Annotated in this window: 25 protein-coding genes; 3 read left to right on the top strand and 22 right to left on the bottom strand. The window is 51.9% G+C overall.

Features of this window, described 5'->3' with window-relative positions; all coding sequences use genetic code 11:
• Nucleotides 1-5 precede the first annotated feature (5 nt).
• The 6 genes from ACO6S1_RS16935 to ACO6S1_RS16910 are packed head-to-tail and all read right to left on the bottom strand — an operon-like array spanning nt 6 to nt 7,100.
• Nucleotides 6-446, bottom strand: coding sequence for a hypothetical protein (locus ACO6S1_RS16935; protein ID WP_422343731.1), 441 nt, complete (start codon nt 444-446; stop codon nt 6-8).
• Nucleotides 427-2,148, bottom strand: a complete 1,722-nt coding sequence (gene ilvD, locus ACO6S1_RS16930) for a dihydroxy-acid dehydratase (protein WP_422343730.1) — start codon at nt 2,146-2,148, stop codon at nt 427-429. Before ilvD ends, ACO6S1_RS16935 begins: the two co-directional genes overlap by 20 nt.
• A gap of 60 nt (nt 2,149-2,208) precedes the next feature.
• A complete protein-coding gene (locus tag ACO6S1_RS16925; protein ID WP_422343729.1) occupies nt 2,209-2,937 on the bottom strand; it encodes an N-formylglutamate amidohydrolase in 729 nt (242 codons plus the stop codon).
• The gene (locus tag ACO6S1_RS16920; protein WP_422343728.1) at nt 2,934-3,788 is read right to left on the bottom strand and encodes a 4-(cytidine 5'-diphospho)-2-C-methyl-D-erythritol kinase; all 855 of its coding nucleotides are present in this window, start codon (nt 3,786-3,788) and stop codon (nt 2,934-2,936) included. Before ACO6S1_RS16920 ends, ACO6S1_RS16925 begins: the two co-directional genes overlap by 4 nt.
• Nucleotides 3,788-5,476 carry a tetratricopeptide repeat protein gene (locus ACO6S1_RS16915; RefSeq protein WP_422343727.1) on the bottom strand — a complete coding sequence of 563 codons (1,689 nt, stop codon included), beginning with the start codon at nt 5,474-5,476 and terminating at the stop codon, nt 3,788-3,790. The genes ACO6S1_RS16920 and ACO6S1_RS16915 overlap by 1 nt, the downstream gene beginning before the upstream one ends.
• Nucleotides 5,445-7,100, bottom strand: a complete 1,656-nt coding sequence (locus ACO6S1_RS16910; protein WP_422343726.1) for a 4Fe-4S dicluster domain-containing protein — start codon at nt 7,098-7,100, stop codon at nt 5,445-5,447. Before ACO6S1_RS16910 ends, ACO6S1_RS16915 begins: the two co-directional genes overlap by 32 nt.
• A gap of 128 nt (nt 7,101-7,228) precedes the next feature.
• Here ACO6S1_RS16910 and ACO6S1_RS16905 point away from each other — a divergent pair, with 128 nt between their 5' ends.
• Together ACO6S1_RS16905 and ACO6S1_RS16900 are read left to right on the top strand one after the other, a co-directional pair.
• Nucleotides 7,229-8,026, top strand: coding sequence for a uracil-DNA glycosylase family protein (locus ACO6S1_RS16905; RefSeq protein WP_422343725.1), 798 nt, complete (start codon nt 7,229-7,231; stop codon nt 8,024-8,026).
• Nucleotides 8,023-9,786, top strand: coding sequence for a lytic transglycosylase domain-containing protein (locus ACO6S1_RS16900; RefSeq protein WP_422343724.1), 1,764 nt, complete (start codon nt 8,023-8,025; stop codon nt 9,784-9,786). Before ACO6S1_RS16905 ends, ACO6S1_RS16900 begins: the two co-directional genes overlap by 4 nt.
• Nucleotides 9,787-9,832: 46 nt before the next feature.
• On the opposite strand, the gene ahcY is transcribed toward ACO6S1_RS16900, so the two are convergent.
• The 3 genes from ahcY to ACO6S1_RS16885 form a co-directional block, all read right to left on the bottom strand.
• Nucleotides 9,833-11,251, bottom strand: coding sequence for an adenosylhomocysteinase (ahcY, locus tag ACO6S1_RS16895; protein WP_422343723.1), 1,419 nt, complete (start codon nt 11,249-11,251; stop codon nt 9,833-9,835).
• A 117-nt stretch (nt 11,252-11,368) separates the two neighbouring features.
• Nucleotides 11,369-11,866 (bottom strand): hypothetical protein, encoded by a 498-nt coding sequence (locus tag ACO6S1_RS16890; protein WP_422343722.1) that lies wholly within the window; start codon nt 11,864-11,866, stop codon nt 11,369-11,371.
• A 135-nt stretch (nt 11,867-12,001) separates the two neighbouring features.
• A complete protein-coding gene (locus ACO6S1_RS16885) occupies nt 12,002-12,580 on the bottom strand; it encodes a YqgE/AlgH family protein (protein ID WP_422343721.1) in 579 nt (192 codons plus the stop codon).
• Nucleotides 12,581-12,711: 131 nt separating this feature from the next.
• On the opposite strand from ACO6S1_RS16885, the gene ACO6S1_RS16880 reads away from it, so the two are divergent.
• Complete coding sequence (locus tag ACO6S1_RS16880) at nt 12,712-13,188, top strand: peroxiredoxin (RefSeq protein ID WP_422343720.1); 477 nt, start codon at nt 12,712-12,714, stop codon at nt 13,186-13,188.
• Between the two features lie 59 nt (nt 13,189-13,247).
• Here the strand turns inward: ACO6S1_RS16880 and ACO6S1_RS16875 are convergent, their stop codons facing one another.
• From ACO6S1_RS16875 to ffh, 13 genes are all read right to left on the bottom strand, one after another.
• Nucleotides 13,248-15,065 carry a M2 family metallopeptidase gene (locus ACO6S1_RS16875; RefSeq protein WP_422343719.1) on the bottom strand — a complete coding sequence of 606 codons (1,818 nt, stop codon included), beginning with the start codon at nt 15,063-15,065 and terminating at the stop codon, nt 13,248-13,250.
• A 57-nt stretch (nt 15,066-15,122) separates the two neighbouring features.
• Nucleotides 15,123-15,650 carry a hypothetical protein gene (locus ACO6S1_RS16870; protein ID WP_422343718.1) on the bottom strand — a complete coding sequence of 176 codons (528 nt, stop codon included), beginning with the start codon at nt 15,648-15,650 and terminating at the stop codon, nt 15,123-15,125.
• 13 nt (nt 15,651-15,663) lie between these two features.
• Nucleotides 15,664-16,422 (bottom strand): alpha/beta fold hydrolase, encoded by a 759-nt coding sequence (locus ACO6S1_RS16865; RefSeq protein ID WP_422343717.1) that lies wholly within the window; start codon nt 16,420-16,422, stop codon nt 15,664-15,666.
• A gap of 2 nt (nt 16,423-16,424) precedes the next feature.
• The gene (locus ACO6S1_RS16860; RefSeq protein ID WP_422343716.1) at nt 16,425-16,868 is read right to left on the bottom strand and encodes a GFA family protein; all 444 of its coding nucleotides are present in this window, start codon (nt 16,866-16,868) and stop codon (nt 16,425-16,427) included.
• Between the two features lie 184 nt (nt 16,869-17,052).
• Nucleotides 17,053-17,700, bottom strand: coding sequence for a 2-hydroxychromene-2-carboxylate isomerase (locus tag ACO6S1_RS16855; protein ID WP_422343715.1), 648 nt, complete (start codon nt 17,698-17,700; stop codon nt 17,053-17,055).
• Between the two features lie 20 nt (nt 17,701-17,720).
• A complete protein-coding gene (locus tag ACO6S1_RS16850; protein ID WP_422343714.1) occupies nt 17,721-18,746 on the bottom strand; it encodes an aspartate-semialdehyde dehydrogenase in 1,026 nt (341 codons plus the stop codon).
• An 83-nt stretch (nt 18,747-18,829) separates the two neighbouring features.
• A complete protein-coding gene (gene rplS, locus ACO6S1_RS16845) occupies nt 18,830-19,261 on the bottom strand; it encodes a 50S ribosomal protein L19 (protein WP_422343713.1) in 432 nt (143 codons plus the stop codon).
• A complete protein-coding gene (gene trmD / locus ACO6S1_RS16840) occupies nt 19,258-20,004 on the bottom strand; it encodes a tRNA (guanosine(37)-N1)-methyltransferase TrmD (protein ID WP_422343712.1) in 747 nt (248 codons plus the stop codon). Before trmD ends, rplS begins: the two co-directional genes overlap by 4 nt.
• Complete coding sequence (locus tag ACO6S1_RS16835) at nt 20,001-20,291, bottom strand: hypothetical protein (protein WP_422343711.1); 291 nt, start codon at nt 20,289-20,291, stop codon at nt 20,001-20,003. The genes trmD and ACO6S1_RS16835 overlap by 4 nt, the downstream gene beginning before the upstream one ends.
• Nucleotides 20,292-20,388: 97 nt before the next feature.
• Complete coding sequence (locus ACO6S1_RS16830) at nt 20,389-20,685, bottom strand: hypothetical protein (protein WP_422343710.1); 297 nt, start codon at nt 20,683-20,685, stop codon at nt 20,389-20,391.
• A 27-nt stretch (nt 20,686-20,712) separates the two neighbouring features.
• A complete protein-coding gene (gene rimM, locus ACO6S1_RS16825) occupies nt 20,713-21,198 on the bottom strand; it encodes a ribosome maturation factor RimM (RefSeq protein ID WP_422343709.1) in 486 nt (161 codons plus the stop codon).
• 3 nt (nt 21,199-21,201) lie between these two features.
• Nucleotides 21,202-21,747: a 30S ribosomal protein S16 gene (gene rpsP, locus ACO6S1_RS16820; RefSeq protein WP_422343708.1), complete on the bottom strand. Its 546-nt coding sequence runs from the start codon at nt 21,745-21,747 to the stop codon at nt 21,202-21,204.
• Between the two features lie 43 nt (nt 21,748-21,790).
• Nucleotides 21,791-23,254, bottom strand: coding sequence for a signal recognition particle protein (gene ffh / locus ACO6S1_RS16815; protein ID WP_422343707.1), 1,464 nt, complete (start codon nt 23,252-23,254; stop codon nt 21,791-21,793).
• Nucleotides 23,255-23,425 lie beyond the last annotated feature (171 nt).

Below are 23,425 nucleotides of genomic sequence, written 5' to 3'. Positions count from 1 at the left end.
GACCGCTAATTTCCGGCTTGCGGTGCTGGTCCGTCGACTTGGCCAGCAGCGTGAGCCGTCGCGGACGTTTTCTTCCGAGCGGGCATGATATATTTGTCCGAACCAACGCTCACCAAAATCTTGTTTTCTTCGACAATTTCGATCTTGGCTTTTTCCGATCCGTCAGCGGCCTCCAAGCCACGGCCATCGGTGAGAATATTGAACCGGCGAAAACCACCATCGGGATGCCGCACAATCAAGGTGACGCCATTTTCCCCGGCGAGACGTTCGCTCAGGCAACCGTTTGAAAAATCGCTGTCTCCATTGATAGCGCATTCAATCCTGCCGTCATCGGCAGCCTGTTCTGCCGCATCTTCTTCGGCCTCGGCCAAGAACTCGTTATCCGGCATGCCGCATGCCGTAATCAGCAACAGGGCAGAAAGGGTGCTATATATCCGCATAGACATGTTTTTCGGCTTTTGCTCCAGGATGGGTAACAGCCCCCTTATAGGCCGGACCCACATTCTGAGCATAGCGCCATAATGCCCCTGACCCATAATCATTCAAATGGGGAGTGAAGCGTGAACGGCGTTCTTCCAGGATATCTGCATCAACCTCAAGGTCAATTACGCCTGATACTGCGTCAATATTGATGATGTCACCCTCTTCCACCAAGCCTATGGGACCTCCATCTACCGCTTCCGGTCCGACATGACCTATGCAGAATCCGCGCGTCGCGCCGGAGAAGCGGCCATCGGTTATAAGCGCCACCTTTTCACCCATCCCCTGACCATATAGCGCTGCGGTGGTGGCCAGCATTTCGCGCATGCCCGGACCGCCTTTCGGGCCTTCGTTGCGAATGATGATAACCGAACCTTCTTTAATCTTGCGGTTTTCAACGGCCGCATAAGCATCTTCTTCACATTCGAATATTTGTGCGGGGCCGCGAAATTGCAATCGTGCCATGCCGGCAACCTTCACAATCGCCCCTTCCGGAGCAAGCGAACCCTTCAGGCCGACCACACCGCCGGTTTCAGTGATCGCGTTCTTCACGTCATATATGACCTTCTGATCACTATTCCATGTAATCTCGTCGATATTTTCACCCAGAGTTTTGCCGGTAACGGTCATGCAATCGCCATTGAGTAGATCATTATCCATCATGGTTTTCATCAGCATATAGACGCCGCCGGCATCATGCATGTCTCTGGCGACATATTTTCCGCCCGGTTTCAGGTCAGCGAGATATGGCGTTGATTTGAAGGCTTCTGCCACATCAAACAGATCAAAATCGATACCGGCTTCACTGGCCATGGCTGGCAGATGGAGAGCCGCATTGGTTGATCCACCGGTGGCGGCGACAATACGGGCGGCGTTAACAAAAGCCTCGCGCGTACAGATATCACGCGGACGGAGATTGCGTTCGATCAAATCCATCACCTGACGCCCTGCGGCTATCGCCATATCATCACGGCTCTCATAAGGTGCTGGCGCCATGTTACTGTTGGGCAATGACAATCCGATCGCCTCGGCAACGCAGGCCATGGTGTTGGCGGTGAACTGACCGCCACAGGCGCCGTGACCGGGACAGGCGACTTTTTCGAGTTCAATCAGTTCCTGCAGCGGACAGTTTCCGGCGCTATGCTGTCCAACAGCTTCAAAAACATCCACCACGGTGACATCTTCGTCATGGAACCGTCCTGGCAGGATGGAGCCGCCATATACGAATATGGAAGGCACATTCAGCCGCAGCATGGCCATCATCATCCCGGGCAGGCTTTTGTCGCAGCCCGCATAGCCGATGACAGCGTCATAGCAATGCCCACGCACACTGACTTCCACGGAATCTGCAATGACTTCACGCGACACAAGCGAGGATTTCATTCCTTGATGCCCCATCGCAATGCCATCTGTTACGGTTATGGTGTTAAACCGGCGCGGTGTGCCACCGGCTTCGATAACACCTTGACGTGCCATATCGGCCTGTGCATCCAACAGAGTGTTGCACGGCGCGCTGTCATTACCGGCGGAGGCGATGCCAACAAATGGTTTTGCGATATCTTCTTCGGTCATGCCCATGGCGTAATAATAGCTGCGCTGCGGTGCGCGTTCCGGGCCGACGCTGACATGGCGGCTTGGTAGTTTGGATTTATCGAACGTCCGGGTCATTTGTTGGTCCTGCAAAAGAGGGAGCTGAAGTTGCCGATCCTCCTTCCAAAACTGCAGCCTTCACGCAAGCCCTGTTCGTATTTTCTCGCAAATTCGTAACAATATATCGGCAAAACGGCGCTGACCGGTTTCTTCCGAAACCAAATCCTGACGAATCTCGATTTCTGTGTATGCTTTTCCGATATCTTCTGCCTGCCGTTTCATGGTCGCGTGGAGATCTTTCCCGGAATATGGTTGCTGATCACCAACGACCAATTCTTCCTGTTCGAGAAACTGGATTGCGAGTCGTGAAGCTGCTTCGTACTGGTTATATAGTACGCCAACTTGCCATGGCCTGACGGCAGCATCTTCTTCTGTCTGCAACCTGGGCGTAAAACTATGCAGAAAAAGCGTGAGCGCCGGATTCAGATCGCGAATTAGGCCAGCAACACGATCATGATAGGGATGAAAATATCGGTTGAGACGCGCTGCTCTTTCGGCTTCGCCAATGGCATTGCCCGAAATCTCCACACCATCACTGCGCATTGGTATCACGGCTTGTTCATCGGGATACCGATTCAGGTCGACCACCAACCGCGAAACCGTACCCAAAATGCTCAAATACCCCGGTGTTTCAGCCATGTAGCGGGCGACATTGGCAACTCCAATATCATAGGCAATATGGTCTTCTAGTATTGCGTCATCGATTCCAAGGTCAATATCAGCCGGAACATGATTGGAAGCATGATCCACGACGATCAGGACGCCATGCTCCTGAGGCAGGCCAAAGATTTCATAGGGCAAATTCATTTCAATCCTCCCACCATAGTCCATGCGCCCGGTAGCGTTTCAGTGATCATTTTCTCGGCTGCATTGACTTGTTTTTTAGTTCTATAAAGACCAAAACAGGTTGCACCCGACCCGGACATTCTCGCCATTACAGCATCAGTCTGTTGCAATTTTGATAAGATTGTCTTGATGACCGGGGCCAGAGTTTCGGCGGGTTTTTGTAAATCGTTCCGACCAGCAATCGCCGCCAGAATGGGGTCCGTACCACTGAGCGCCCCTCGATCCATGCCGTCCCATTGCTGAAACACAGTCGCCGTGGATATTGGAACCAACGGATTGACAAGCAACCCAAAGCAGCCGGTCAACGGCCCGTTTTTGATCGGCACCAGATTTTGACCAATGCCCTTTCCACAGGAAGTTTCATTTAACACACAGGCGGGAACATCCGCGCCCAATGTTTCGGATAGTTTGGCCAAATCTGACAAATTTAGCTGCAGTCCCCAATAGCGGTTCAATAACCGCAGAGTTGCTGCCGCATCAGCAGAACCGCCGCCAATGCCCGATGCGACCGGCAACCGCTTGTCCAGAGTTAAATGCGCGCCAGTTTCGACTTTCGCGTGAGAAGCTAAAAGGTGAGCTGCTTCGAGAACCAAATTATCCTTATTGCTCAGACCACCAGAAAATGGTCCAGAAATGGCTAGCTGAATATCGCTTCCGGTGCCGGCTGATATGACGTCGCCGCAATCCAGAAACGCAAAAACCGTCTCAAGGTCATGATAGCCATTGGCGAGTCGACGACGAACGTGAAGCGCCAGGTTTATCTTTGCGCAGGCGACCTCCGTGCCCAATGTGGTCATATCGTCTGAGACCATCAGGGTGATACGAGATCGGGTTTAAGCCCCATGTCTATTTTGGAAGCAAGCCGCGGCATATCTTCATCATCGGCAAAAAGCTTGGCTGATTTCCAGGCATATCGCGCCTCGTATTTCCGCCCCACCGTCCAATAGGCATCACCCAGATGTTCGTTAATCGTTGGATCTTGTGGTTCGCCAGCGCGGGCAAGCTCAAGATACCCGACTGCCTTTTCATGCTCTCCGGTGATAAAATAAGCCCATCCCAACGAGTCTGTGATCGCCGGTGAAGTCGAACGCATCTCGTGCGCCTTTCTGATGGCCGCTATTGCTGAAGCTGTGTTTTCCCGGCGCTCCAATTGCGCATATCCCAAATAGTTCAATATACTGGCAGAATTGGGTTGCAATGCATTGGCCTTTTTCAGCGCCTCCAATCCGGCAGGCCATAATCCTGCCTGCTCCTGGGCGCTTCCAAGCGACAACCAATAGCTTGCCAGTAACGCATCAGAAAAATCCATTTTTTCTGCCAATTCGATGGCTTGCTCAAAGAAAGTCGCAGCAGCCTTATGATCGCCACTTATCTGGAGCAATTGACCCATCAAATATTTTAATTCCGGAGTAGTTGGATCCTGAGAGATCAATTCGTTCAATCTCTCTTGCCCGCCAAGATAGTCCTCATCTCTAGAATAGCTTGCAATTTCCATGCTTATAGCTTGCAAAGCATAGGCGCTGCCAAAGGCAATCTTTTTATATTCCGACCGAGCGGACAAACCATTTTCGTTGTCTGCATAAGATCCGCCTAATACCAGATGTCCATAATCGCTATCAGGATTAATGCGTGCTGCGGCGTGGGCACTGACAAGGGACAGGAAAAAGGCTCGTTGTGTGCTGAGGTCTGATGCAAGGCGTTGGAACAGAAAGCCCATACCAACATCCGTATCGACTTTTTTTGCAAGGTTTTTTGTATTACCCGACATTATGCTATTCAGCAGCCTGGCTTCAGGACCGGTCCTTTTCTTTTCCAATAACTTGATCGCACGCTCTCGATCCTTTTTGGCCAGAAAATGCTTCGCCGCGATTATACGAACCGGCGCCATGCGAGCTTCATTCTGTTCCACAACTTTTTCGAGTAACGCCATCACATCATCGTCGCTTCCGCGCGCGAGCCCGTGCAAAATAAACTGTTCCAGGTGATAATAAGACGCTGTTTTGTTCTTCTCGGCTACCGCTAGATCAGCCAGAGGATTTCCTCCGCCATCGGCAGCAATCCAAGCATCAACCAAAGGTGCCAGAAAAGCAAAATTCCCGAGAGCTTCCATTTCCACAGATGCGTTTGCAGCAGCCTTCATATCATTACGCGCAAAAGCGTCAGCGAAAAGCAAGATCGGCATTTCAGCATCTAGTTCGCCGCGCAAACTGAGGCTACGGATCGCTTTTACCGCAAGATCGAAATCTCCTGCTTCGACAGCTTTTACGTAAGTCTTGCTCGCCAAAAGCAAGTTATCGGGCTGTTGCTTAAGGGAATCGGCATAGATCGCGGCGGCAACAGCAGGTCGATCAACGGACTCCGCCAATCGCGCTTCAACAAATTGTTTCAGCCCTTCGGCCCCAACGGTTCGTTTGGCATATGCATTGCCTCCAGCCAAAGCTGAAGCAGCAACACCGAAGGCAATTATCTTACATATTCGGGTAATTGGGGCCTCCACCACCTTCTGGGACAACCCAGTTGATGTTTTGCGATGGATCTTTGATATCACAGGTTTTGCAATGAACGCAATTCTGCGCATTGATCTGGAATTTTGGATTTCCAGCGTCATCCTCGATAAATTCATAAACACCTGCCGGACAATAGCGCTGTGATGGTCCCGCGAATATCGGCAGATTGACATCTACCGGTATCGTCTCGTCTTTCAATTGCAAATGAACCGGCTGATCTTCTTCGTGATTGGTATTGGACAAGAAGACCGAGGACAGGCGGTCAAAGCTGATAACACCGTCGGGTTTCGGATAATCGATCGGCGTACAATGTTCGGCCCGTTTGAGGCGAGTATGATCTTCATGATGTTTCATCGTAAACGGCATTTTGATTTTCAAATGCTCCGCCCACATATTGATACCTGCGATAATTGACCCCAGAAGATCACCATATTTTTCCGCTGCTGGCAGGACATTGCGAACAACACGCAGTTCTTCACGCACCCAGCTATTTTCATAGGCGGTACCATAAGCAGCCAGTTCGTCACATTGACGATCGGCGACGATCGCCTCAAAAGCTGCCTCAGCTGCCATCATACCGGTTTTCATGGCTGTATGCGTGCCCTTGATCCGCGGTACATTTACGAATCCAGCAGAACAGCCAATTAACGCACCGCCGGGGAAAAATAATTTAGGTACGGATTGGAAGCCGCCATCATTAATTGCACGGGCACCATAGGAGATACGCTTACCTCCTTCGAGTATTTTACGGATTTCGGGATGCTGCTTCCACCGCTGCATTTCCTCAAATGGTGACAAATATGGATTTTCGTAGTTCAGCCATGTGACAAAGCCCAAGGCGACCTGATTATCCGCTTGATGGTACAGAAAACCACCGCCGTTAGCCCCTTCGCCCAGCGGCCATCCCTGACTGTGAATCACACGTCCGGGAACATGTTTGTCGGGATCGATATCCCACAATTCCTTGATACCAAGACCGTATATCTGTGGTTCACTATCGGCATCCAAAGCAAACTGGTTTTTGAGAATCTTTGTGAGATGTCCACGCACACCCTCTGCAAAGAAAGTATATTTTGCATGGAGCTCCAATCCTGGCTGATAATCAGGCTTGTGGCTGCCGTCCCGTGCGACACCCATGTCACCCGTTGCAACACCTTTTACCGATCCATCGTCGTTGTAGAGAATCTCAGCTGCCGCGAATCCGGGGAAAATCTCAACACCCATATTCTCGGCACGTTCTCCCAACCAGCGGCATAAATTGCCCAAGGACCCGGTATAAGTTCCCTTATTGTGCATGAATGGTGGAGTCATGATGTGCGGGATTGAGAATTTCTTGTTCTTGGTCAGAACCCAATGCTGGTTATCAGTTACAGGAACAGCAGCCATTGGACAGTCTTCGTCTCGCCAATTGGGCAATAGCTCATCCAAGGCCTTCGGATCGATAACCGCCCCAGAGAGGATGTGAGCGCCAATTTCCGACCCTTTTTCCAATATACAAACGGAAAGATCTTTGCCTGCTTCATCAGCCAGTTGCTTGAAACGGATGGCGGCGCTTAGTCCTGCTGGTCCCCCACCAACAATGACCACGTCATAAGGCATAGATTCTCGTTCACTCATCGTATTTTTCCTGTATTCAACCACATGTTATTTTCTTACAATCGCCCTACCGCAAACGGCAACCCTTTGGACAGAAACATGCTTGCCCGCCAATTGACCAACTCGTCAACTCATGACTCTATGCATATATGAATTTTTCTGCACCGACACTCAATGATAACACGGCTATTGAACAGATAGAAAGCCTCCATGACTGGTGGAGTCTATCGGGTGTCGACTTGCACTACAAGCATGACCCCTCGTCCCTTTTAGAGGCGGAAATCTCTGCTGGCAGCGTGCCGGAAACGCCGCCAACAGAAACAATTGCCGCTACGGAAATAAAGCCTCCGCCAACAGACGAAAAGCCTCAATCAAGAACTCAAAACGAGGCTTTCCCAAATCAATATGAAGATTTTATCTCCTGGCTTTCGAGGCCTGAAAACCTGATTGAAGCCCCGTGGTCCCAAAATCAGGTTCTTCCTTGGGGCATGGTCGAGCCTGAAATCATGATCATTGTAGCGATGCCTGAACAGGATCGTTTGGCTCAAAATTCCCTCTTTTCCGATAAAAGCACCGCATTACTGGCCAATATGCTGAAGGCAATCGGATGCGATTCGGAAAAAGCCTATTTTGCATCTTTATCTCTGGGGCGATCATTTGATGGCCGTATCGAGCCTAGATATCACGAACCGCTTAAAAAGCGGATATTGCACCATATTGGATTGGTTCGCCCGAAAAAGATCATCGTTTTTGGCGAAACACCTTCCCTGTTGTTTTTCGACCAAAATCTGCTCACTGCGCGCAAAAATAAACAATTTGTTAACCACATTTCATCCAAAACGGAGGCAATCGCGACTTTCCATCCGCGGATTTTGATCGAAAGACCAGAATTTAAGACGGAAGCATGGAAAGATTTGCAGTTGCTGACGAGGAACCCGAGTACATGATTAATCAGTTTTCCGTAAAATTGAAATTGGCGGCCACCGTGGCCTTGTTTGCGTTACCGATAACGCCGGCATTGGCTGAAGAAAGCGGAGCGGTGCTCTTCAAAATCTCCTCTGTCGCCAAGGACATACCGTCCCAGCTGGAACGAAAGCAATCAGAGCATTATCGTGCGATATTCAAGGCAATGGGCAGCAATCAATGGGATATTGCGAAAAACCTGCTCGATGAAGCCCCAAAGGGTCCGTTGAAGTCTATCGCTCAAGCAGAGTATTTCTTGGCTGCCAACTCCCCTCGCGCAGAATTAGGACCGCTTCTGGTCCTCGTGAATGAAGCACCACAGATTCCACAAGCCGCTCAACTAGGGAGACTGGCGAAAAAGCGGGGCGCGCAATTGCTTCCCAATCTGCCACAACGACGCAACCTCTCCTACGTACCGGGCTTGCCGATCCGGAAGAAACCGAACGCGATTGAATCCGACAACGCAGCCAATAGCATTCGCGGCCGGATTATGGAATTCATCAAGAATGACAGTCCGCAATCCGCCGAAGCCCTGCTTTTTGAAACCAATGACGTGTTATCTTCGGACGCCCGCACGGAACTGGAACAGCGGGTAGCATGGTCCTATTATATCGAAAATGATGACCGTGCAGCTCAGCGTATGGCGCAAAAAGCCCAAAAAGGCAGCGGACCCTGGGTCGTGCATGCCGATTGGGTGGCAGGCCTGGCTTCCTGGCGTCTCAAAGACTGTCAAAACGCCAGTTTGGCCTTTGACAATGTAGGCCGCCGAGCAGCTGACTCTGACTTGCAAGCTGCAGGTCTCTATTGGGGTGCTCGTTCTGACGTCGTTTGCGGCCGTCCCCAGAAAGCACAAGGCAAACTGCAGATGGCTGCCAAACGCAGCGACAGCTTTTATGGCCTGCTCTCGGCGCATACTCTGGGCATGGAAATCGCCAGTACGAAATCAAGTGGCGCATTTGCAAAAGGTGATTGGAAAGCTCTGCAGCGACACGATAACGTCAAATCGGCTATCGCTCTAGTCGAAATTGGCGAAGATAGTTTAGCCGATGAGGTTTTGAGGCACCAGGCGCGGATCGGCGATTTCAATGACCATGCAGCTTTGTTGAAACTGGCGCGGGAACTGAACCTCCCCCGCACGCAATTGTGGCTGGCGCATAATGCGCCTCGCGGCTTCAGGCCGGATGAGCAGGCCCGTTTCCCTGCACCCAAATGGACGCCCGATGGCGGATGGCGCGTCGATCCAGCTCTGGTTTATGCCCATACGTTGCAAGAATCCGCCTTTCGTAGCCAAGCTGTCAGCCCGGCCAATGCCATTGGCCTCATGCAGGTTCGGCCCGGAACTGCTGGCGATATAGCTCGCGCCAATGGCCGGTCATTTGAAAAGGCTGATTTGTTCGAACCATCGACCAATTTGGAATATGGGCAATCCTATCTCGAATATTTGAGCAATTCATCTATTACGGACGGCAAGCTACCCAAAGTCGCAGCTGCCTATAATGCGGGCCCGGGATCAGTGCAGCGCTGGAACAGCGAGATTAGAGATAATGATGATCCGCTACTTTACATGGAGAGCATTCCTTATGTTGAAACACGTGGATATGTTTCAATCATTATGCGGAACTACTGGATGTATGAAAAACAAGCCGGAATCAAATCCGCTAGCCTGAACAGCCTATCGCAGAATAAGTGGCCAAGTTTTCCGAAGAAACCTAGCAAAAGCAAAACACGCTTTACCGCCAACTAGTTCTAAAGAAACCGGATGAGCCAACAAAGACCCATCCGGTTCTCAATTAATAACGGTAGTGGTCTGGCTTAAATGGGCCTTCTGGAGTCACGCCGATATAGTCCGCTTGCTCCTTCGACAATTTCGTCAACTTGACACCCAATTTATTGAGGTGCAGCTCAGCAACTTTCTCATCGAGATGCTTCGGCAGCACGTAAACGTCATTTTCATATTGCTCAGGCCGCAACCATAGCTCGATCTGCGCCATTACCTGGTTGGTGAAACTAGCTGACATCACAAAACTCGGGTGACCCGTCGCGCAGCCGAGGTTAACCAGACGTCCCTGCGCAAGGATGATCAATTTCTTACCATCGGGAAATTCAACTTCGTCAACCTGCGGTTTAATCTCGTTCCATTTCATGTTTTGCAGACCGGCAATCTGGATCTCGCTGTCGAAATGGCCAATGTTGCAAACGATCGCACGATCTTTCATATCACGCATGTGATCAACCGTGATTACGTCTTTATTGCCTGTAGCGGTCACGAAGATATCTGCGCGCTTGGCCGCTTCTTCCATGGTGACAACTTCATAGCCTTCCATTGAAGCCTGCAAGGCACAGATCGGATCGACTTCGGTAACGATAACGCGAGCACCACCATTACGGAGTGAGTCAGCTGAACCTTTGCCGACATCGCCAAAGCCAGCCACACAGGCTACTTTACCAGCCAGCATCACATCAGTGGCGCGGCGCACAGCGTCCACCAGCGACTCTTTGCAACCATAGAGGTTATCGAATTTCGATTTGGTTACACTGTCATTCACGTTGATTGCCGGGAAAGGCAATTTACCTTGCTTGGCCAGGTCATAAAGACGGTGAACACCTGTGGTGGTTTCTTCCGAAACACCCTTGATGGTCGCAACCGTTTTGGTCAGATATCCAGGGCGTTCGGCCAGGAAACGCTTCAGAGTGGCAATGAAGACTTCTTCTTCTTCATTTTCAGGCTTGAACAGTTCCTCACCGGCTTCCACCCGCGCGCCCCAAAGCGCGAACATTGTTGCGTCGCCGCCATCATCCAGGATCAGATTGCAGGTTTCTTCTGGACCCCAGTCAAAGATACGCTCGACATAAGACCAATATTCTTCAAGCGTCTCTCCTTTGATCGCAAAAACCGGCGTTCCGCCTGCAGCAATCGCAGCGGCCGCATGATCCTGCGTGGAATAAATGTTACAAGATGCCCAACGAACGGTTGCACCAAGCGCTAGAAGTGTTTCAATCAAAACTGCAGTTTGAATGGTCATATGCAGCGAACCAGTTATCCGCGCACCTTTCAAAGGTTGCTCGGCACCAAATTCTTCACGCAAAGCCATCAGGCCAGGCATTTCTGTTTCTGCGATCTCAATTTCCTTGCGCCCGAAATCGGCAAGGGAAATATCCTTGATCACATAGTCCAGGTTCGCTGTATCCGCTGCGGTAGCCACAATCATTCTCCTTGAAAGACGAATTGCCGCACCATCGAACCGGTGCGGCAGTTTCGTCATTCCTTAGCGATATGCGGCTTTGGAAGCAAATATAAAGATGTCTTTATATTTGTAATAAAATTATCATTTTCCGCTGGATGCCATAACTATACCACAGCGCCCGCCCGGCAGTGTCGGCGATAGACCGTGCATTTGCGCGACTCTGACCAATGAAGATAGATTGTGTTCGCTATCAGCTGCAGCCATGGCAAAATTCTTCATGGTTTCGCATTCCGAGAGGTCACCTGAACCCGCTCCATATTTGTTGGCGAGCGATACGGCGTAACGATCATATTGCTTTACTGCCTGATTTTTCGTTCTGCCTTTTGCAAAGTGGCTCCGAAGAATTCCGTTACCCAGCATCAATAGCGGCTTCTTGCCACTCACAAAGCGATTGTAATGCGGCAGAACATCGTGATTTGATTTTGCGCAACGCAGCGCCGCCACCATCAGCCGAGACTGAAGGTCTCGTACATGCGCGGCTTCTACCGCTGACGGTGTCCAACATGCCGCTTGCGCAGACGCCGAAAAAGCAATGCTGGCAATGGCACTTGCCAATATGAATTTTCCTATTTTTTTCATTTCCCGAAATCCCCTTCCCATTGAGAACTGGGAAAATGTTCCTTCGGGCTTAGAGATTTTCTAAGGAGATTGGTTAAGCGATATTCAGTATGGAAATGGCGAGAACCAATAGGCTTTTTTAGGAACTCGATAGATTCAAGCGCTACCGAACTGACCCGACAACATGCCGGGATCTATACCCTGGGCTTTCCAGGCCATTTCCCATTTGTCTTTGGCTTCTGTTTCATAAAGCCATTCCGGTTCACCCGGCGTAACCGACCATCCGTTCTGGGTCAGCTCATGCTCCAACTGCCCAGCCCCCCAACCGGAATATCCCAATGCGGCGATCCATTTCTCTGGCCCACGGTCTTTTGCGATAGCGCCCAATATATCAAGCGAACTGCTCAAACCCCACCGCTCGCCGACCTGCAGCGTGTCCGATAGATTGAAATCGAGACTATGAAGTATGAAACCGCGATGCATTTCTACCGGCCCGCCGACAAACACATTGCGGTCTTTCAAAGCTTCGGGATCAATATCAAACTGCTCCAATATCCCATGAAAACTGATGTCTGTTGACGTCTCGCCTATATTGATTCCCAAAGCACCATTTTCATCGTGCGAACATATAGCGATGATCGAACGCGCGAACCGCGGATCAGCCATACCGGGTGTCGCAAGCAGAAACTGGCCAGAGAAATAGAGCGGATCATCCATGTCCCTAACATAAGTCACTTATCCCGCCCTGCCCATGGTAAATTCGATAAACGGAGCATTATCGTTACATTGCTTGCAATTTCATGATGCTGTCACCACAACAGGATAACAGATAATGACAATCCCAAAATTTCATAAGGAGCGACAATATGATCAACAAAGGCGACAAGATTCCAGAGGTGAACCTCGTAAAAGCAACAGAAAACGGACCTGAGCAAGTCAGCTCTTCAGACTATTTTGCAGGCAAGAAAGTCGCACTCTTCTCCGTTCCTGGTGCCTATACACCGACCTGTTCAGCCAAGCACTTGCCGGGCTATGTTGAGAAAGCCGCCGAATTGAAAGCCAAAGGCGTCGATGAAATTGCCTGCACCGCCGTAAATGATGCGTTTGTTCTCAACGCCTGGAACAAGGATGCGGGCTCAGAAGACGTAACCATGCTGGCTGATGGCAATGGCGATTTTGCCAAAGCCATAGGCCTTGAAATGGATGGATCCGGCTTTGGCATGGGCACCCGTGGCCAGCGTTTCTCCATGATCGTCAACGACGGTGTTGTTGAAGAACTAAATGTCGAAGCACCCGGCGATTTCAAAGTCAGCGCTGCCGACTATATGCTTGATCAGCTTTAATCCGCTACAAAATCTCAAAAACCGGCGGAAGTGTCATTTTTCCGCCGGTTTTTTTGCGCTTACCAACCGCATGATTTGCCCTTATTCTCCTCTTTCAGCCAATCCATCAGCGGTTCAAAATAACTGATCATTGCTGACCCATCCATTTCACGCGTACCGGTAAAGGCTTCCAAAGCATCAGGCCAAGGCTTGGATGCGCCCAGTTCCAGCATGGCGTTCAAGCGCGCGCCGACTTCTTCGTTGCCGTAGAAGGAGCAGCGGTGAAGCGGTCCTTTCCAACCAGCAGCATCGCAAGCTGCTTTGTAGAATTGGAACTGCAAAATCCGCGCAAGGAAATAGCGTGAATAAGGCGTGTTGCCGGGAATATGATATTTCGCGCCCGGATCAAAAGCGTCATCGGGCCGCTCTACTGGCGGAGTAATACCCTGATATTGCAATTTCAGATCATGCCAGGCGGGCGTATATTGCTCTGGCGCAATATCGCCGGAGAAAACCTGCCAACGCCATTTATCGACCAATAGACCGAAGGGCAGGAACGCCACCTTGTCCATCGCCTGACGCAACAACAAGCCAACATCCTTATCTTCGCTCGGCACCTTATCGGCATCCAGTAATCCGACCTGCACCAGATATTCCGGTGTGATCGACAAGGCGATCATATCGCCAATGGCTTCGTGGAAACCGTCATTGGCGCCGTCGAGGTGCAGATAGCTCTGCTTGTTATAGGCGCGCTGATAATAGTTATGACCGAGCTCGTGGTGGATGGTGACAAAATCATCGCCATTCACCTTGATGCACATCTTGATACGGATATCGTCGATATTGTCGATATTCCAGGCGCTGGCATGACACACGACTTCGCGGTCCGCCGGCTTGGTAAATTGCGACCGGTCCCAGAATGTGTCAGGCAGCGGTTCAAAGCCCAGGGACGAGAAGAACCCCTCGCCCGCTTTGACCATTTTCATCGCGTCATAGCCCTTGGAGGTCAGTAGCTGGGTCGTATCAAAACCGATGTCACCCGCACCTTCCGGAGCGACGATATCATAGATATTGCCCCATTCCTGCGCCCACATATTGCCAAGCAGGTCTGCACGGATCGGGCCGGTTTCGGGTTGCACGTCATCGCCATATTTTTCGTTGAGCTTGTCCCGGGTATAGCAATGCAGTTCATCATAAAGCGGCTTGACTTGCGACCATAGCTTATCGGTCAGCTTGGCAAAATCATCCGCCGGCATGTCATAGCCGGAACGCCACATCGCACCGACATCGGCAAAGCCCAATTCCTTGGCGCCCTCATTGGCAATCTCGACCATGCGGGCATAATCATCCTTCATCGGCGCACCGACATTGCTGTGCCAGCTTTCCCACATTTCGGACAGTTCGTCCGGATTGCGGTTGGTGCCCATGGCCGCTTCGATATCGGAGCCGTTGATTTCCTGACCGTTTAACGTGCCCTTGCCTTTGCCATAGGCAGAGTTGAGCTTGGTCGCGATGGTGTTAAGCTCTGTTGCCGCACCCTCGGTTGTAGGCGCGGGAAGCACGATGCCACCGCGCAGCTTATCAAGCTTGCGCGTGGTCACGGCATCCAGACCCTGAACGTCTTTATATTTGGCGGCATCAATTGCAGCTTGCACGGACTTGGTGGTCCCTTCGGCTCCCACTTTTGCAGCCAGCGCGTCGGTATCATCGTTTATATAAGTGGAGTTGATCCAATATGTCCGCGCCGCATCAAGCGAGAAATCGAACATCTCCTTTTCGGTTTCATCGACAAATTTCTTGGCATCTTCGGCGGTTGGATTTGCCCCGTCATCCTTGGCATGGACTGGCGCGCTGACGGCAATGGCGGCCAGGGCAATAATCGAAGCGGCAGTTTTCATGATTTATCCTCTGTGACTTATAATTTTGGTATGAATTGAAACTTTATTACGGGACCGTCAAGCACGTCTTTCCCGTTTACGCCAGATCAACGCTGCGATCATGCCGATAGTGCCGATAATCCATGTTGCTATCTTCGGTGGCCTCGCAAAGGCGGCGATGCTGGCCAGCGTGTCACTGCCCTTTTCCTGCAGCACTTGCGTGATCTGGCTAAGCGTCTCGACATAGTCAAAGAGGCCGAACAGAAAATAAGTAAGGACCATGAAAAGGCCGAGCTTTTTGAGCGATGGAGAATCTGCCTCCTGCCAAATCAACCGCCCGCCCAATATGCCACCAATCGTGTAAAGTCCGATAAAGACAAGGTCGGTTATCATTGACCATTTAGCATAGTTCATCTGTCCCGCCGCTGCCCAGCTTTGCTGTATGGCGTCAACCCGTTCGGCCGTGGCCGCGCTTTGATGATCAAGAATCCCGGTTGGCGCGACATCGGTCATCAGCGGACCGCTGGTCAGCACGTTGAAGAGAAACACCGCCAGTCCGCCGAGCCAGAAAATCCAGAAATTACGCCAGTTCAGATATTTCGGCATCGTCCATCCTCTCCTATATATCGCTGCTCAGAAACCGCAGCATCTCTTGCGCCATTTCCGGTTTTGTAACGCTGCTCATATGCGTGCCGGGCACCGCAATGTGATGGCCATGCGGCAACAAATTCGCCAGCGCCTCAGGATCGCCATTGTCACGATCTTCCGATCCGCAAAGGACCAATGTCGGCGTAGTAATTGTCTCGATCGCTTCCGGCTGCATATCCGAAAATGTCTTGAGCAAATGGGCAGCGGCGATTGTGTCAATCTTCTGGCTTTTCATGAACTGTATGGCCATCCAATGGGGATCGCCGCGTTTGGCGGTGTCGCGTATTTCTATAGCTTTCAGGAAAAAGCCCTGCCGCCGGTCCCAGCCTGCGAGACCTTCCAGCCCCATCCCCGCCAGAATGGCTTTTCCTGGTGCAATGTCGGTGGTGAGAAGTTTCGCGGTTGTCCGGGCACCCAGCGAGAAACCGCCCAGATCATATTCCGCCATATCGAGATGATCGATGAGCGCCAGAGCATCCTTGATAAGCACATCGTCCGGATAAGCATTGGCATCGTGCGGTGCCTCGCTTTGGCCATGCGCGCGCAGGTCCGGCATGACCACTCGGAAACCCGCCTCGGCCAGACTTCCGGCATGGCCGAACTTGATCCAGTTGGTCTCCGCATTGGAGAAAAGACCGTGGAGCAGGATGACGGGCTTTCCCTGTCCTGTTTCATGTATTTTCAGTTTCACCCCGTCAAAGGAGGAAAAGTCCCAGCTCTTTAATTCCACTATTATTGCCCCAAATTATTGCGCCAGACGAGCACATCGTCCGGCTGTGTCTGATGCTGATCTGTGTCCGGATCGAGCATGATTCCAGCCTGCTTTTTGGAAACCCATAAATGGCCGACTGGTGCGATGTCTACCGAGTGATCCAAGGTGCCGACTTTTAGGGTAATAGCCGTCGGCGGATTGGTTCGGCTGTGCCAAAGCCGTGTGCCGCAATCCCCCCAGAAATAGTTATATTTCCGGTTTCCGCTAAACGCGGTGGTTTCAAAAACGTTCGGCGTGCCGGTCACCGTCAAAGCATCATAGGTCAAGGGAATGGACATTGAAAAAGCGCTGGCACTCTGTTTCTTGCACTCGCCGCAATGACAGGCATAGGCAGGCGGGATGGGACCGTTGAACGCGTAACGCACAGCGCCGCATTGGCAGCCTCCGGCAAGTACGCCCTCCATGTCTCGATTCGTGCCTTCTGAGCTTGCCAAACTACGTCTCGAGAAATTCTACAAAAAATACGCAAAATGGGGGTGAAATTCGGTCGAACCGAGTATCATGGCCGTTGAACCGAGTGGGAGCGGAGAGCCAATGTGTCATCCGATCAAGCTAAGCGTTTTCGGGAATGTAGGAAAGCGCAAAATGTCAGCGCTTGGCCAAGCCTTTTTGCTGCATTCGCCAGACCGCCAGCTCGACCCGGTCCTGTCCGAAAAACGGTTCACCCTCGAACACCAATGTTGGCACGCCCCAGTGGCCAGCTGCTTCCAGAGCGTTCTGGTTACCCGCAATTTCCTTGTCCAACTCCTCTGGGCGCGCCTCGGCTTCGGCTTTCAGCTCGGCCAGATCAAGCCCTGCGCGCGTGGTAGCCTGCTCCAGATGATCGCCCTCATTCCAACCCTGCGTCCCGCCCCAGATAAGACGCGAGACTTCATCGGCAAATTCCAGCCCCTTGCCGCGCCGGGACGCCGCCTGCCCCATGCGTGTGAGCAAAAAGATATGCGGCTGATCTTCGGCAATTTTGCGGGTGGCAATATCCTGCACAATCGGATCGGGATTGGGCGGTGCCATCGGGATATCCATAAACTGCGCCACGCGGAAGATATCGCGAAACGTATAGGCCAGCCAATTGGGATGGTTTTTCTCAAAGAAATCGGGATCGCGGATCGCAAGCGGATACACAAAACGCTGGTTGATGGTGAGATCATATTCCCGCGTCAGCGCGACATAGCGCCGTGTTGCGAGATAGCTATAGGGCGATCGGAACGACCAATATACGTCTGCTTCTAATGTCATCGGCATGTCTTGCGGGAAATTTACCCTTTTTGCAAATGCTTGCGCCCCAAAAGCTCCGCAATCTGCACCGCGTTGAGCGCCGCGCCTTTGCGCAGGTTATCGGACACGCACCAGATGATCAGGCCGTTTTCCACCGTCGGATCTTCACGCACGCGGCTGACATAGGTGGCGCTGTCGCCAGCGCTTTCAACGGGGGTGGTATAGCCGCCATCCTCCCGCTTATCGACCAGCATGATGCCCGGTGCCTCGCGGAGGATTTCCTGTGCTTTCTTGGCCGAGATTTCATTCTCGAACTCGATATGGATCGCTTCACTGTGGCCTACGAAAACCGGCACGCGGACGCAGGTCGCGGTCAGTTTGATCTTGGGGTCGAGAATTTTCTTGGTCTCGACGACCATTTTCCACTCTTCCTTGGTCGAGCCATCATCCAGGAACACGTCGATATGCGGGATGACGTTGAAGGCAATCTGCTTGGTAAAAACGTGGTTTTCCTTGGGGTCGCCAACAAAAATCGCACGGGACTGTTCGAACAGTTCATCCATGCCGCTTTTGCCAGCACCGGAAACAGACTGATAGGTCGATACGACCACGCGCTTGATCGTAGCGGCATCATGCAGCGGCTTGAGGGCCACAACCATCTGCGCCGTCGAGCAATTGGGGTTGGCGATAATATTGCGCTTCGTATAGCCAGCAATGGCTTCGGGGTTCACTTCGGGCACAATCAGCGGCACGTCAGGGTCCATGCGATAGAGCGAGCTGTTATCGATCACAACACAGCCTGCAGCCGCCGCCTTGGGTGCATATTCCTTGGTCGGGCCAGAACCGGCAGCAAATAGAGCCATGTCCCAGCCAGCAAAGTCGAAATGCTCGATATTCTGAACTTTGAGCATCTTGCCCGTATCACCCAGCTCGACTTCGGTCCCGTGAGACCGCGACGATGCTACAGCGGCGATCTCGTCAATTGGAAATTCGCGCTCGGCAAGGATGGTCAGCATTTCGCGCCCGACATTTCCGGTCGCGCCCACAACTGCAACTTTGTAACCCATGAAACTTTTCCTGTACTGAATATGAAAACAGCCGGTTATCCCTTTGGAAAACCGGCTGTTTGGAATTGGTTATGAAGCGTGTCTTATTTCGCTTCTGCTTCCTTTGCAGCTGGCTTTTCTGCCGGTTTGGTTGTTGCTACAGCATCTTTAGGCTGGTTCAAGCGGCGTTCCGCAATACGAGCCCGTTTACCTGTACGGCCGCGCAGATAGTAAAGTTTCGCACGACGAACGACACCACGGCGAACCACGGTAATGCTTTCGATGTTAGGGGAGTAAAGCGGGAACACACGCTCAACGCCTTCGCCGAAAGAAATCTTTCTAACGGTGAAGTTGGAGCCCATGCCGCGATTGGTCCGTGCAATGCACACACCTTCAAAATTCTGGGTACGAACGCGTTCGCCTTCAACGACGCGAACACCGATGCGCAGCGTGTCGCCAGCGCGAAATTCCGGTATTTCTTTAGAGGCTGCAAATGCTTCTACAGCTTCTTTCTCAAGTGTCTGGATCAGGTTCATGACCGATCTTCCTTTTTCTGTCCTCGCGCACCAGAGGGCGACTGATCCGGAGCATCCCTGTGATGCTCCCATAAATCGGGCCGCCTTAGCCGTGTATCTTCCTCTGCCCGTTGTTTCCGCCAAGCAGCTATTTTCGCATGATCCCCCGATCGCAAGACTTCAGGGATAATACGCCCTTCCCATTTCTGAGGCCGGGTATATTGCGGATATTCCAAAAGTCCGGTTTCGAAACTCTCGTCATCTCCGCTAGAAGACGCGCCCATTACCCCGGGAAGCAGGCGAATGCAAGCGTCTAAAAGCACCAAAGCGCCCATTTCTCCGCCGGAGAGGATATAATCTCCGATCGAGACCTGTTCAATCGGCCGCGCATCGAAAATCCGCTCGTCAAAACCTTCGAAACGACCGCATAGGATGGTGACGCCTGGCCCAGCGGAAATGTCCCGCACACGCGCTTGAGCCAGCGGTTTTCCGCGCGGTGTCATCGCGAGGATGGGGGCATTCGGCTGCTGTTCCAGCGCGTGATCGACCGCCGACGCCATGACGTCAGCCCGCAAAACCATGCCAGCACCGCCACCTGCTGGCGTGTCATCGACTGATTTGTGCTTGTCGGTGGCAAAATCGCGCATCTGAATGGGCTTGCACACCCACTTCCCGTCTTCCAGCGCCCTGCCCGCGAGCGATGTGCCAAGGGGTCCGGGGAACATTTCCGGATAAAGCGTCAGGATTTGGGCGGTGAAGGTCATTTGTCCTGACTCGTTTTCCGGATCTCCATGATCACAAAAGTCATGATGGAAATCATCAAACCCATTGCAGCATATATAATTACAGCTTTCAGAGGATTATCACCAAAATTGCGATCTTCAGAATAGGCGAGCCATATTATTCCAGGCGTGAGGATGACTTGTCCTGCGACTATCGTGCTGGCCATACGGACAAACTGATCCGATTTCTGCTTGAATTTCCAGCCAACGAAAGCCGGAAAGGCAACCAAAATAACAATTATAGCGATAAAGAATATCGGGCCGTTCATGGTTCGACAAATTCAGAAAGCACAATAGCAAATTTATTGCTGTTAGATGTCTGAACGCCTTGATTCGGCAGGGACATAAGGAATTGAGCAGCATGCGTCATTTCGAGCGCTCATAGGATTTTGCAACAAACACTCCTAACCCAGCTGAAACCGTTGAGAACACAAATAAAATTGCGATCATTGGTAGATATAGTTGTTCTTGTGATTGACTGGTCAATTTCATCAACATCAACAATGAAGCCGAAGATAGTGCTGCTGAAACGATAACAACAAACGCGGTTCTTACAACGCTATTCGGTCTGGTCATTTTGAAGATAATCCACGCTAATCCAAAAGACGATACCATGATATAAGTTCCGATTACCAGCAAACCTCCGATAAGTAATAAGATCATTGCATCACCAATTATTAGCTTTTGAATTCACTCCACAAAATCCGACAGCACAATGGCCGGATCATTGCGCATATCAATGGCACCGACGGGCACCATGAATTTCTTGCCGCTCGCGCGCTCTATTTCGATGACATCGCCAGCACCAAATTCATAAATGGCGAATATTTTGCCCAGCTCTTCGCCATTGTCCGAGACACAGCGCAGGCCGATAACGTCGATATGATAAAATTCGTCTTCATCGAGTGGCGGCAAGGCGGCACGCGGGACCGTTAATTCTGTCCCCCGGGCGGCTTCTGCGCCATTGCGGTCGGTAATTTCGGCAATCCGTGCAATCGCGCCCATTTTATGGGGCTTCACGGATTTCAGCGTCAGTTTTCCGCCGTTGAAACTCTTGTGCTGTTTGAGACTGTCCAAAGTCTCGCAGAACAGCTTGAGCCGGACCTCGCCCGTCACCCCGTGCGCGCCAATAATGACGGCAAGGGGGACAGACGTGTCCGGATCAACTTCAGCCAAGGATTAGCCCTCGGACTTTTCTTCGGTCGCTTCTTCTGCAGCGGGAGCCTCTTCAGCAGGTGCTTCTTCGGCTTTGGCTTCCTCGGCAGGCGCTTCAGCAGCAGCTTCTTCAGCGGCTGGTGTTTCTTCTGCCGGTGTTTCTGCGGCCGCTTCCTCTGCTGGCGCTTCTTCAGCAGGAGCAGCAGCCGCTTCTTTGGCAGCTTCTTCAGCAGCAGCAGCTTTTTCGGCTTTTTCTTCGAGACGCTCAGTGGCTTTTTCGCCTGGCTTGCCCTTGTTCGGGTTGTTGCGTGCGTCACGCTTGATCAAGCCTGCGGCATCAAGGAAACGGGCGACACGGTCTGACGGCTTGGCGCCAACGCTCAACCAATGCTTCGCGCGATCAACGTCCAGAACTACACGCTTTTCGTCATCTTTGGCGAGCAGCGGGTTATAGCTGCCGATACGCTCAATAAATTTACCGTCGCGTGGTGCACGTACATCGGCGATCACGATCTTGTAATAAGGACGTTTCTTGGAGCCGCCACGGGCCATTCTCATTGCTACTGACATAATAAACCTTTCTAAAACAATATAATAAACGTAATTTCTAAAACTATTTCTTCTTATTCAACAAATTTGCAAGATCAGGTGGCAATCCGCCTGGAGACATGTCCGGCAGTCCGGGCATACCGCCCATTCCACCATTTTGACCGCCCATGCCTGCACCAGCAGCACCGCCGCCTCCGCCAAACATCGACATCAAGCCCTTCATGCCGCCCATTTTCTTGATCTTTTTCATCGCCTTGGACATTTCCTGATGCATTTTCAGGAGCTTATTGACGTCCTGCACTGTCGTACCGGAGCCCTTTGCTACACGCACCTTGCGCTTCGCATTGAGCAGGCCGGGGCGCACGCGCTCTTCCTTGGTCATCGAACCGATAATAGCATCCATGCGCACCAGAACCTTGTCGTCCATCGCGCCACCCGCCATGGCGGCCTTGGCCTTTTTCATGCCCGGCATCATCGAGGCCAGCGCCCCGAGGCCGCCCATTTTGGTCATCTGGCGGAGCTGCGAGCGCAAATCATTGAGGTCAAACTGCCCCTTGGCCATTTTTTCGGCCAGCGCCTCGGACTCTTCCTTGTCGACCGTTGCAGCGGCTTTTTCCACCAGGCTGACAACATCGCCCATGCCCAAAATGCGGCCGGCAACACGTTCCGGATGAAATTCTTCCAGCGCATCGATTTTCTCGCCAACGCCGACAAATTTAATCGGCTTACCGGTAACCGCCCGCATCGAAAGCGCCGCACCACCACGGGCATCGCCGTCCATCCGCGTCAGGATCACACCGCTCAGATCGACCTGCTCGGAAAAGTTGGACGCGACATTAACGGCATCCTGACCGGTCAGAGCATCGACAACCAAGAGTGTTTCTTGTGGTTTCGAGACATCGGCGACCGCCTTCATCTCGTCCATCAGTTGCTGATCGACATGCAGGCGACCTGCGGTATCGAGCATCAGAACATCGAAACCCTGCAATTTTGCCGCCTGCAGTGCGCGTTTGGCTATCTCGACCGGTTGCTGTCCTTCGACAATTGGCAGCGTGGCAGCATTAATCTGCTCGCCCAATACTGCCAGTTGTTCCTGAGCCGCAGGGCGATTGACGTCGAGCGAGGCCATCATGACCTTCTTATTCTCTTTGTTTTTCAGCCGCTTGGCGATCTTGGCAGTGGTCGTTGTCTTACCAGAGCCCTGCAGACCGACCATCATGATGATTGCCGGCGGTGCTACCGCCAAATTCAGACCGCTGACTTCGGCTCCCAGCATATCCGTCAGACCGTCATTGACGATCTTGACGACTTGTTGGCCCGGTGTAATCGATTTGAGTACCGACTGGCCGACAGCCTGTTCGGTGACTTTTTCAACGAAATCCTTTACAACCGGAAGCGCAACATCGGCTTCCAGCAAAGCAATCCGCACTTCGCGCATTGCTGCGCGGACATCTTCTTCTTTCAGCGCCCCGCGACCACGCAGTTTGTCAAAGACGCCGCCGAGCCGGTCGCTTAACTTGTCAAACATGGCGTCTTCCTTTCTCTCAAACCGGCTGAAATCAGCCTAAAACAACCCTAAAACCGGGCAACGCAAAAAACGCCGGTGGGCGAAACCTCGCTGACCGACGTGTGAGTTTTTGAACTCGAAACTGAAATCACGAAACATCAAGTCTCGCTATTTGAGGTGCCATTAGTCGAT

This window comes from Parasphingorhabdus sp. (assembly GCF_965233695.1).
In the GTDB taxonomy this organism is placed as follows: Bacteria; Pseudomonadota; Alphaproteobacteria; order Sphingomonadales; family Sphingomonadaceae; genus Parasphingorhabdus.
This window is presented reverse-complemented; position numbering and strand designations above follow the sequence as displayed.

Excerpts from the sequence above, each read along its gene's own strand:
- rpsP (WP_422343708.1), bottom strand. The coding sequence starts at position 21,747 with ATGTCAGTAGCAATGAGAATGGCCCGTGGCGGCTCCAAGAAACGTCCT.
- ACO6S1_RS16910 (WP_422343726.1), bottom strand. The coding sequence starts at position 7,100 with ATGAGTGAACGAGAATCTATGCCTTATGACGTGGTCATTGTTGGTGGG.
- ACO6S1_RS16905 (WP_422343725.1), top strand. The coding sequence starts at position 7,229 with ATGAATTTTTCTGCACCGACACTCAATGATAACACGGCTATTGAACAG.
- ahcY (WP_422343723.1), bottom strand. The coding sequence starts at position 11,251 with ATGATTGTGGCTACCGCAGCGGATACAGCGAACCTGGACTATGTGATC.
- trmD (WP_422343712.1), bottom strand. The coding sequence starts at position 20,004 with ATGACCTTCACCGCCCAAATCCTGACGCTTTATCCGGAAATGTTCCCC.
- ACO6S1_RS16890 (WP_422343722.1), bottom strand. The coding sequence starts at position 11,866 with ATGAAAAAAATAGGAAAATTCATATTGGCAAGTGCCATTGCCAGCATT.
- rplS (WP_422343713.1), bottom strand. The coding sequence starts at position 19,261 with ATGAACCTGATCCAGACACTTGAGAAAGAAGCTGTAGAAGCATTTGCA.
- ACO6S1_RS16835 (WP_422343711.1), bottom strand. The coding sequence starts at position 20,291 with ATGAACGGCCCGATATTCTTTATCGCTATAATTGTTATTTTGGTTGCC.
- ACO6S1_RS16855 (WP_422343715.1), bottom strand. The coding sequence starts at position 17,700 with ATGACATTAGAAGCAGACGTATATTGGTCGTTCCGATCGCCCTATAGC.
- ACO6S1_RS16920 (WP_422343728.1), bottom strand. The coding sequence starts at position 3,788 with ATGGTCTCAGACGATATGACCACATTGGGCACGGAGGTCGCCTGCGCA.
- ACO6S1_RS16850 (WP_422343714.1), bottom strand. The coding sequence starts at position 18,746 with ATGGGTTACAAAGTTGCAGTTGTGGGCGCGACCGGAAATGTCGGGCGC.
- ACO6S1_RS16870 (WP_422343718.1), bottom strand. The coding sequence starts at position 15,650 with ATGCCGAAATATCTGAACTGGCGTAATTTCTGGATTTTCTGGCTCGGC.
- ACO6S1_RS16925 (WP_422343729.1), bottom strand. The coding sequence starts at position 2,937 with ATGAATTTGCCCTATGAAATCTTTGGCCTGCCTCAGGAGCATGGCGTC.
- ACO6S1_RS16875 (WP_422343719.1), bottom strand. The coding sequence starts at position 15,065 with ATGAAAACTGCCGCTTCGATTATTGCCCTGGCCGCCATTGCCGTCAGC.
- ilvD (WP_422343730.1), bottom strand. The coding sequence starts at position 2,148 with ATGACCCGGACGTTCGATAAATCCAAACTACCAAGCCGCCATGTCAGC.
- ffh (WP_422343707.1), bottom strand. The coding sequence starts at position 23,254 with ATGTTTGACAAGTTAAGCGACCGGCTCGGCGGCGTCTTTGACAAACTG.
- ACO6S1_RS16860 (WP_422343716.1), bottom strand. The coding sequence starts at position 16,868 with ATGGAGGGCGTACTTGCCGGAGGCTGCCAATGCGGCGCTGTGCGTTAC.
- ACO6S1_RS16880 (WP_422343720.1), top strand. The coding sequence starts at position 12,712 with ATGATCAACAAAGGCGACAAGATTCCAGAGGTGAACCTCGTAAAAGCA.
- ACO6S1_RS16900 (WP_422343724.1), top strand. The coding sequence starts at position 8,023 with ATGATTAATCAGTTTTCCGTAAAATTGAAATTGGCGGCCACCGTGGCC.
- ACO6S1_RS16935 (WP_422343731.1), bottom strand. The coding sequence starts at position 446 with ATGTCTATGCGGATATATAGCACCCTTTCTGCCCTGTTGCTGATTACG.
- ACO6S1_RS16830 (WP_422343710.1), bottom strand. The coding sequence starts at position 20,685 with ATGATCTTATTACTTATCGGAGGTTTGCTGGTAATCGGAACTTATATC.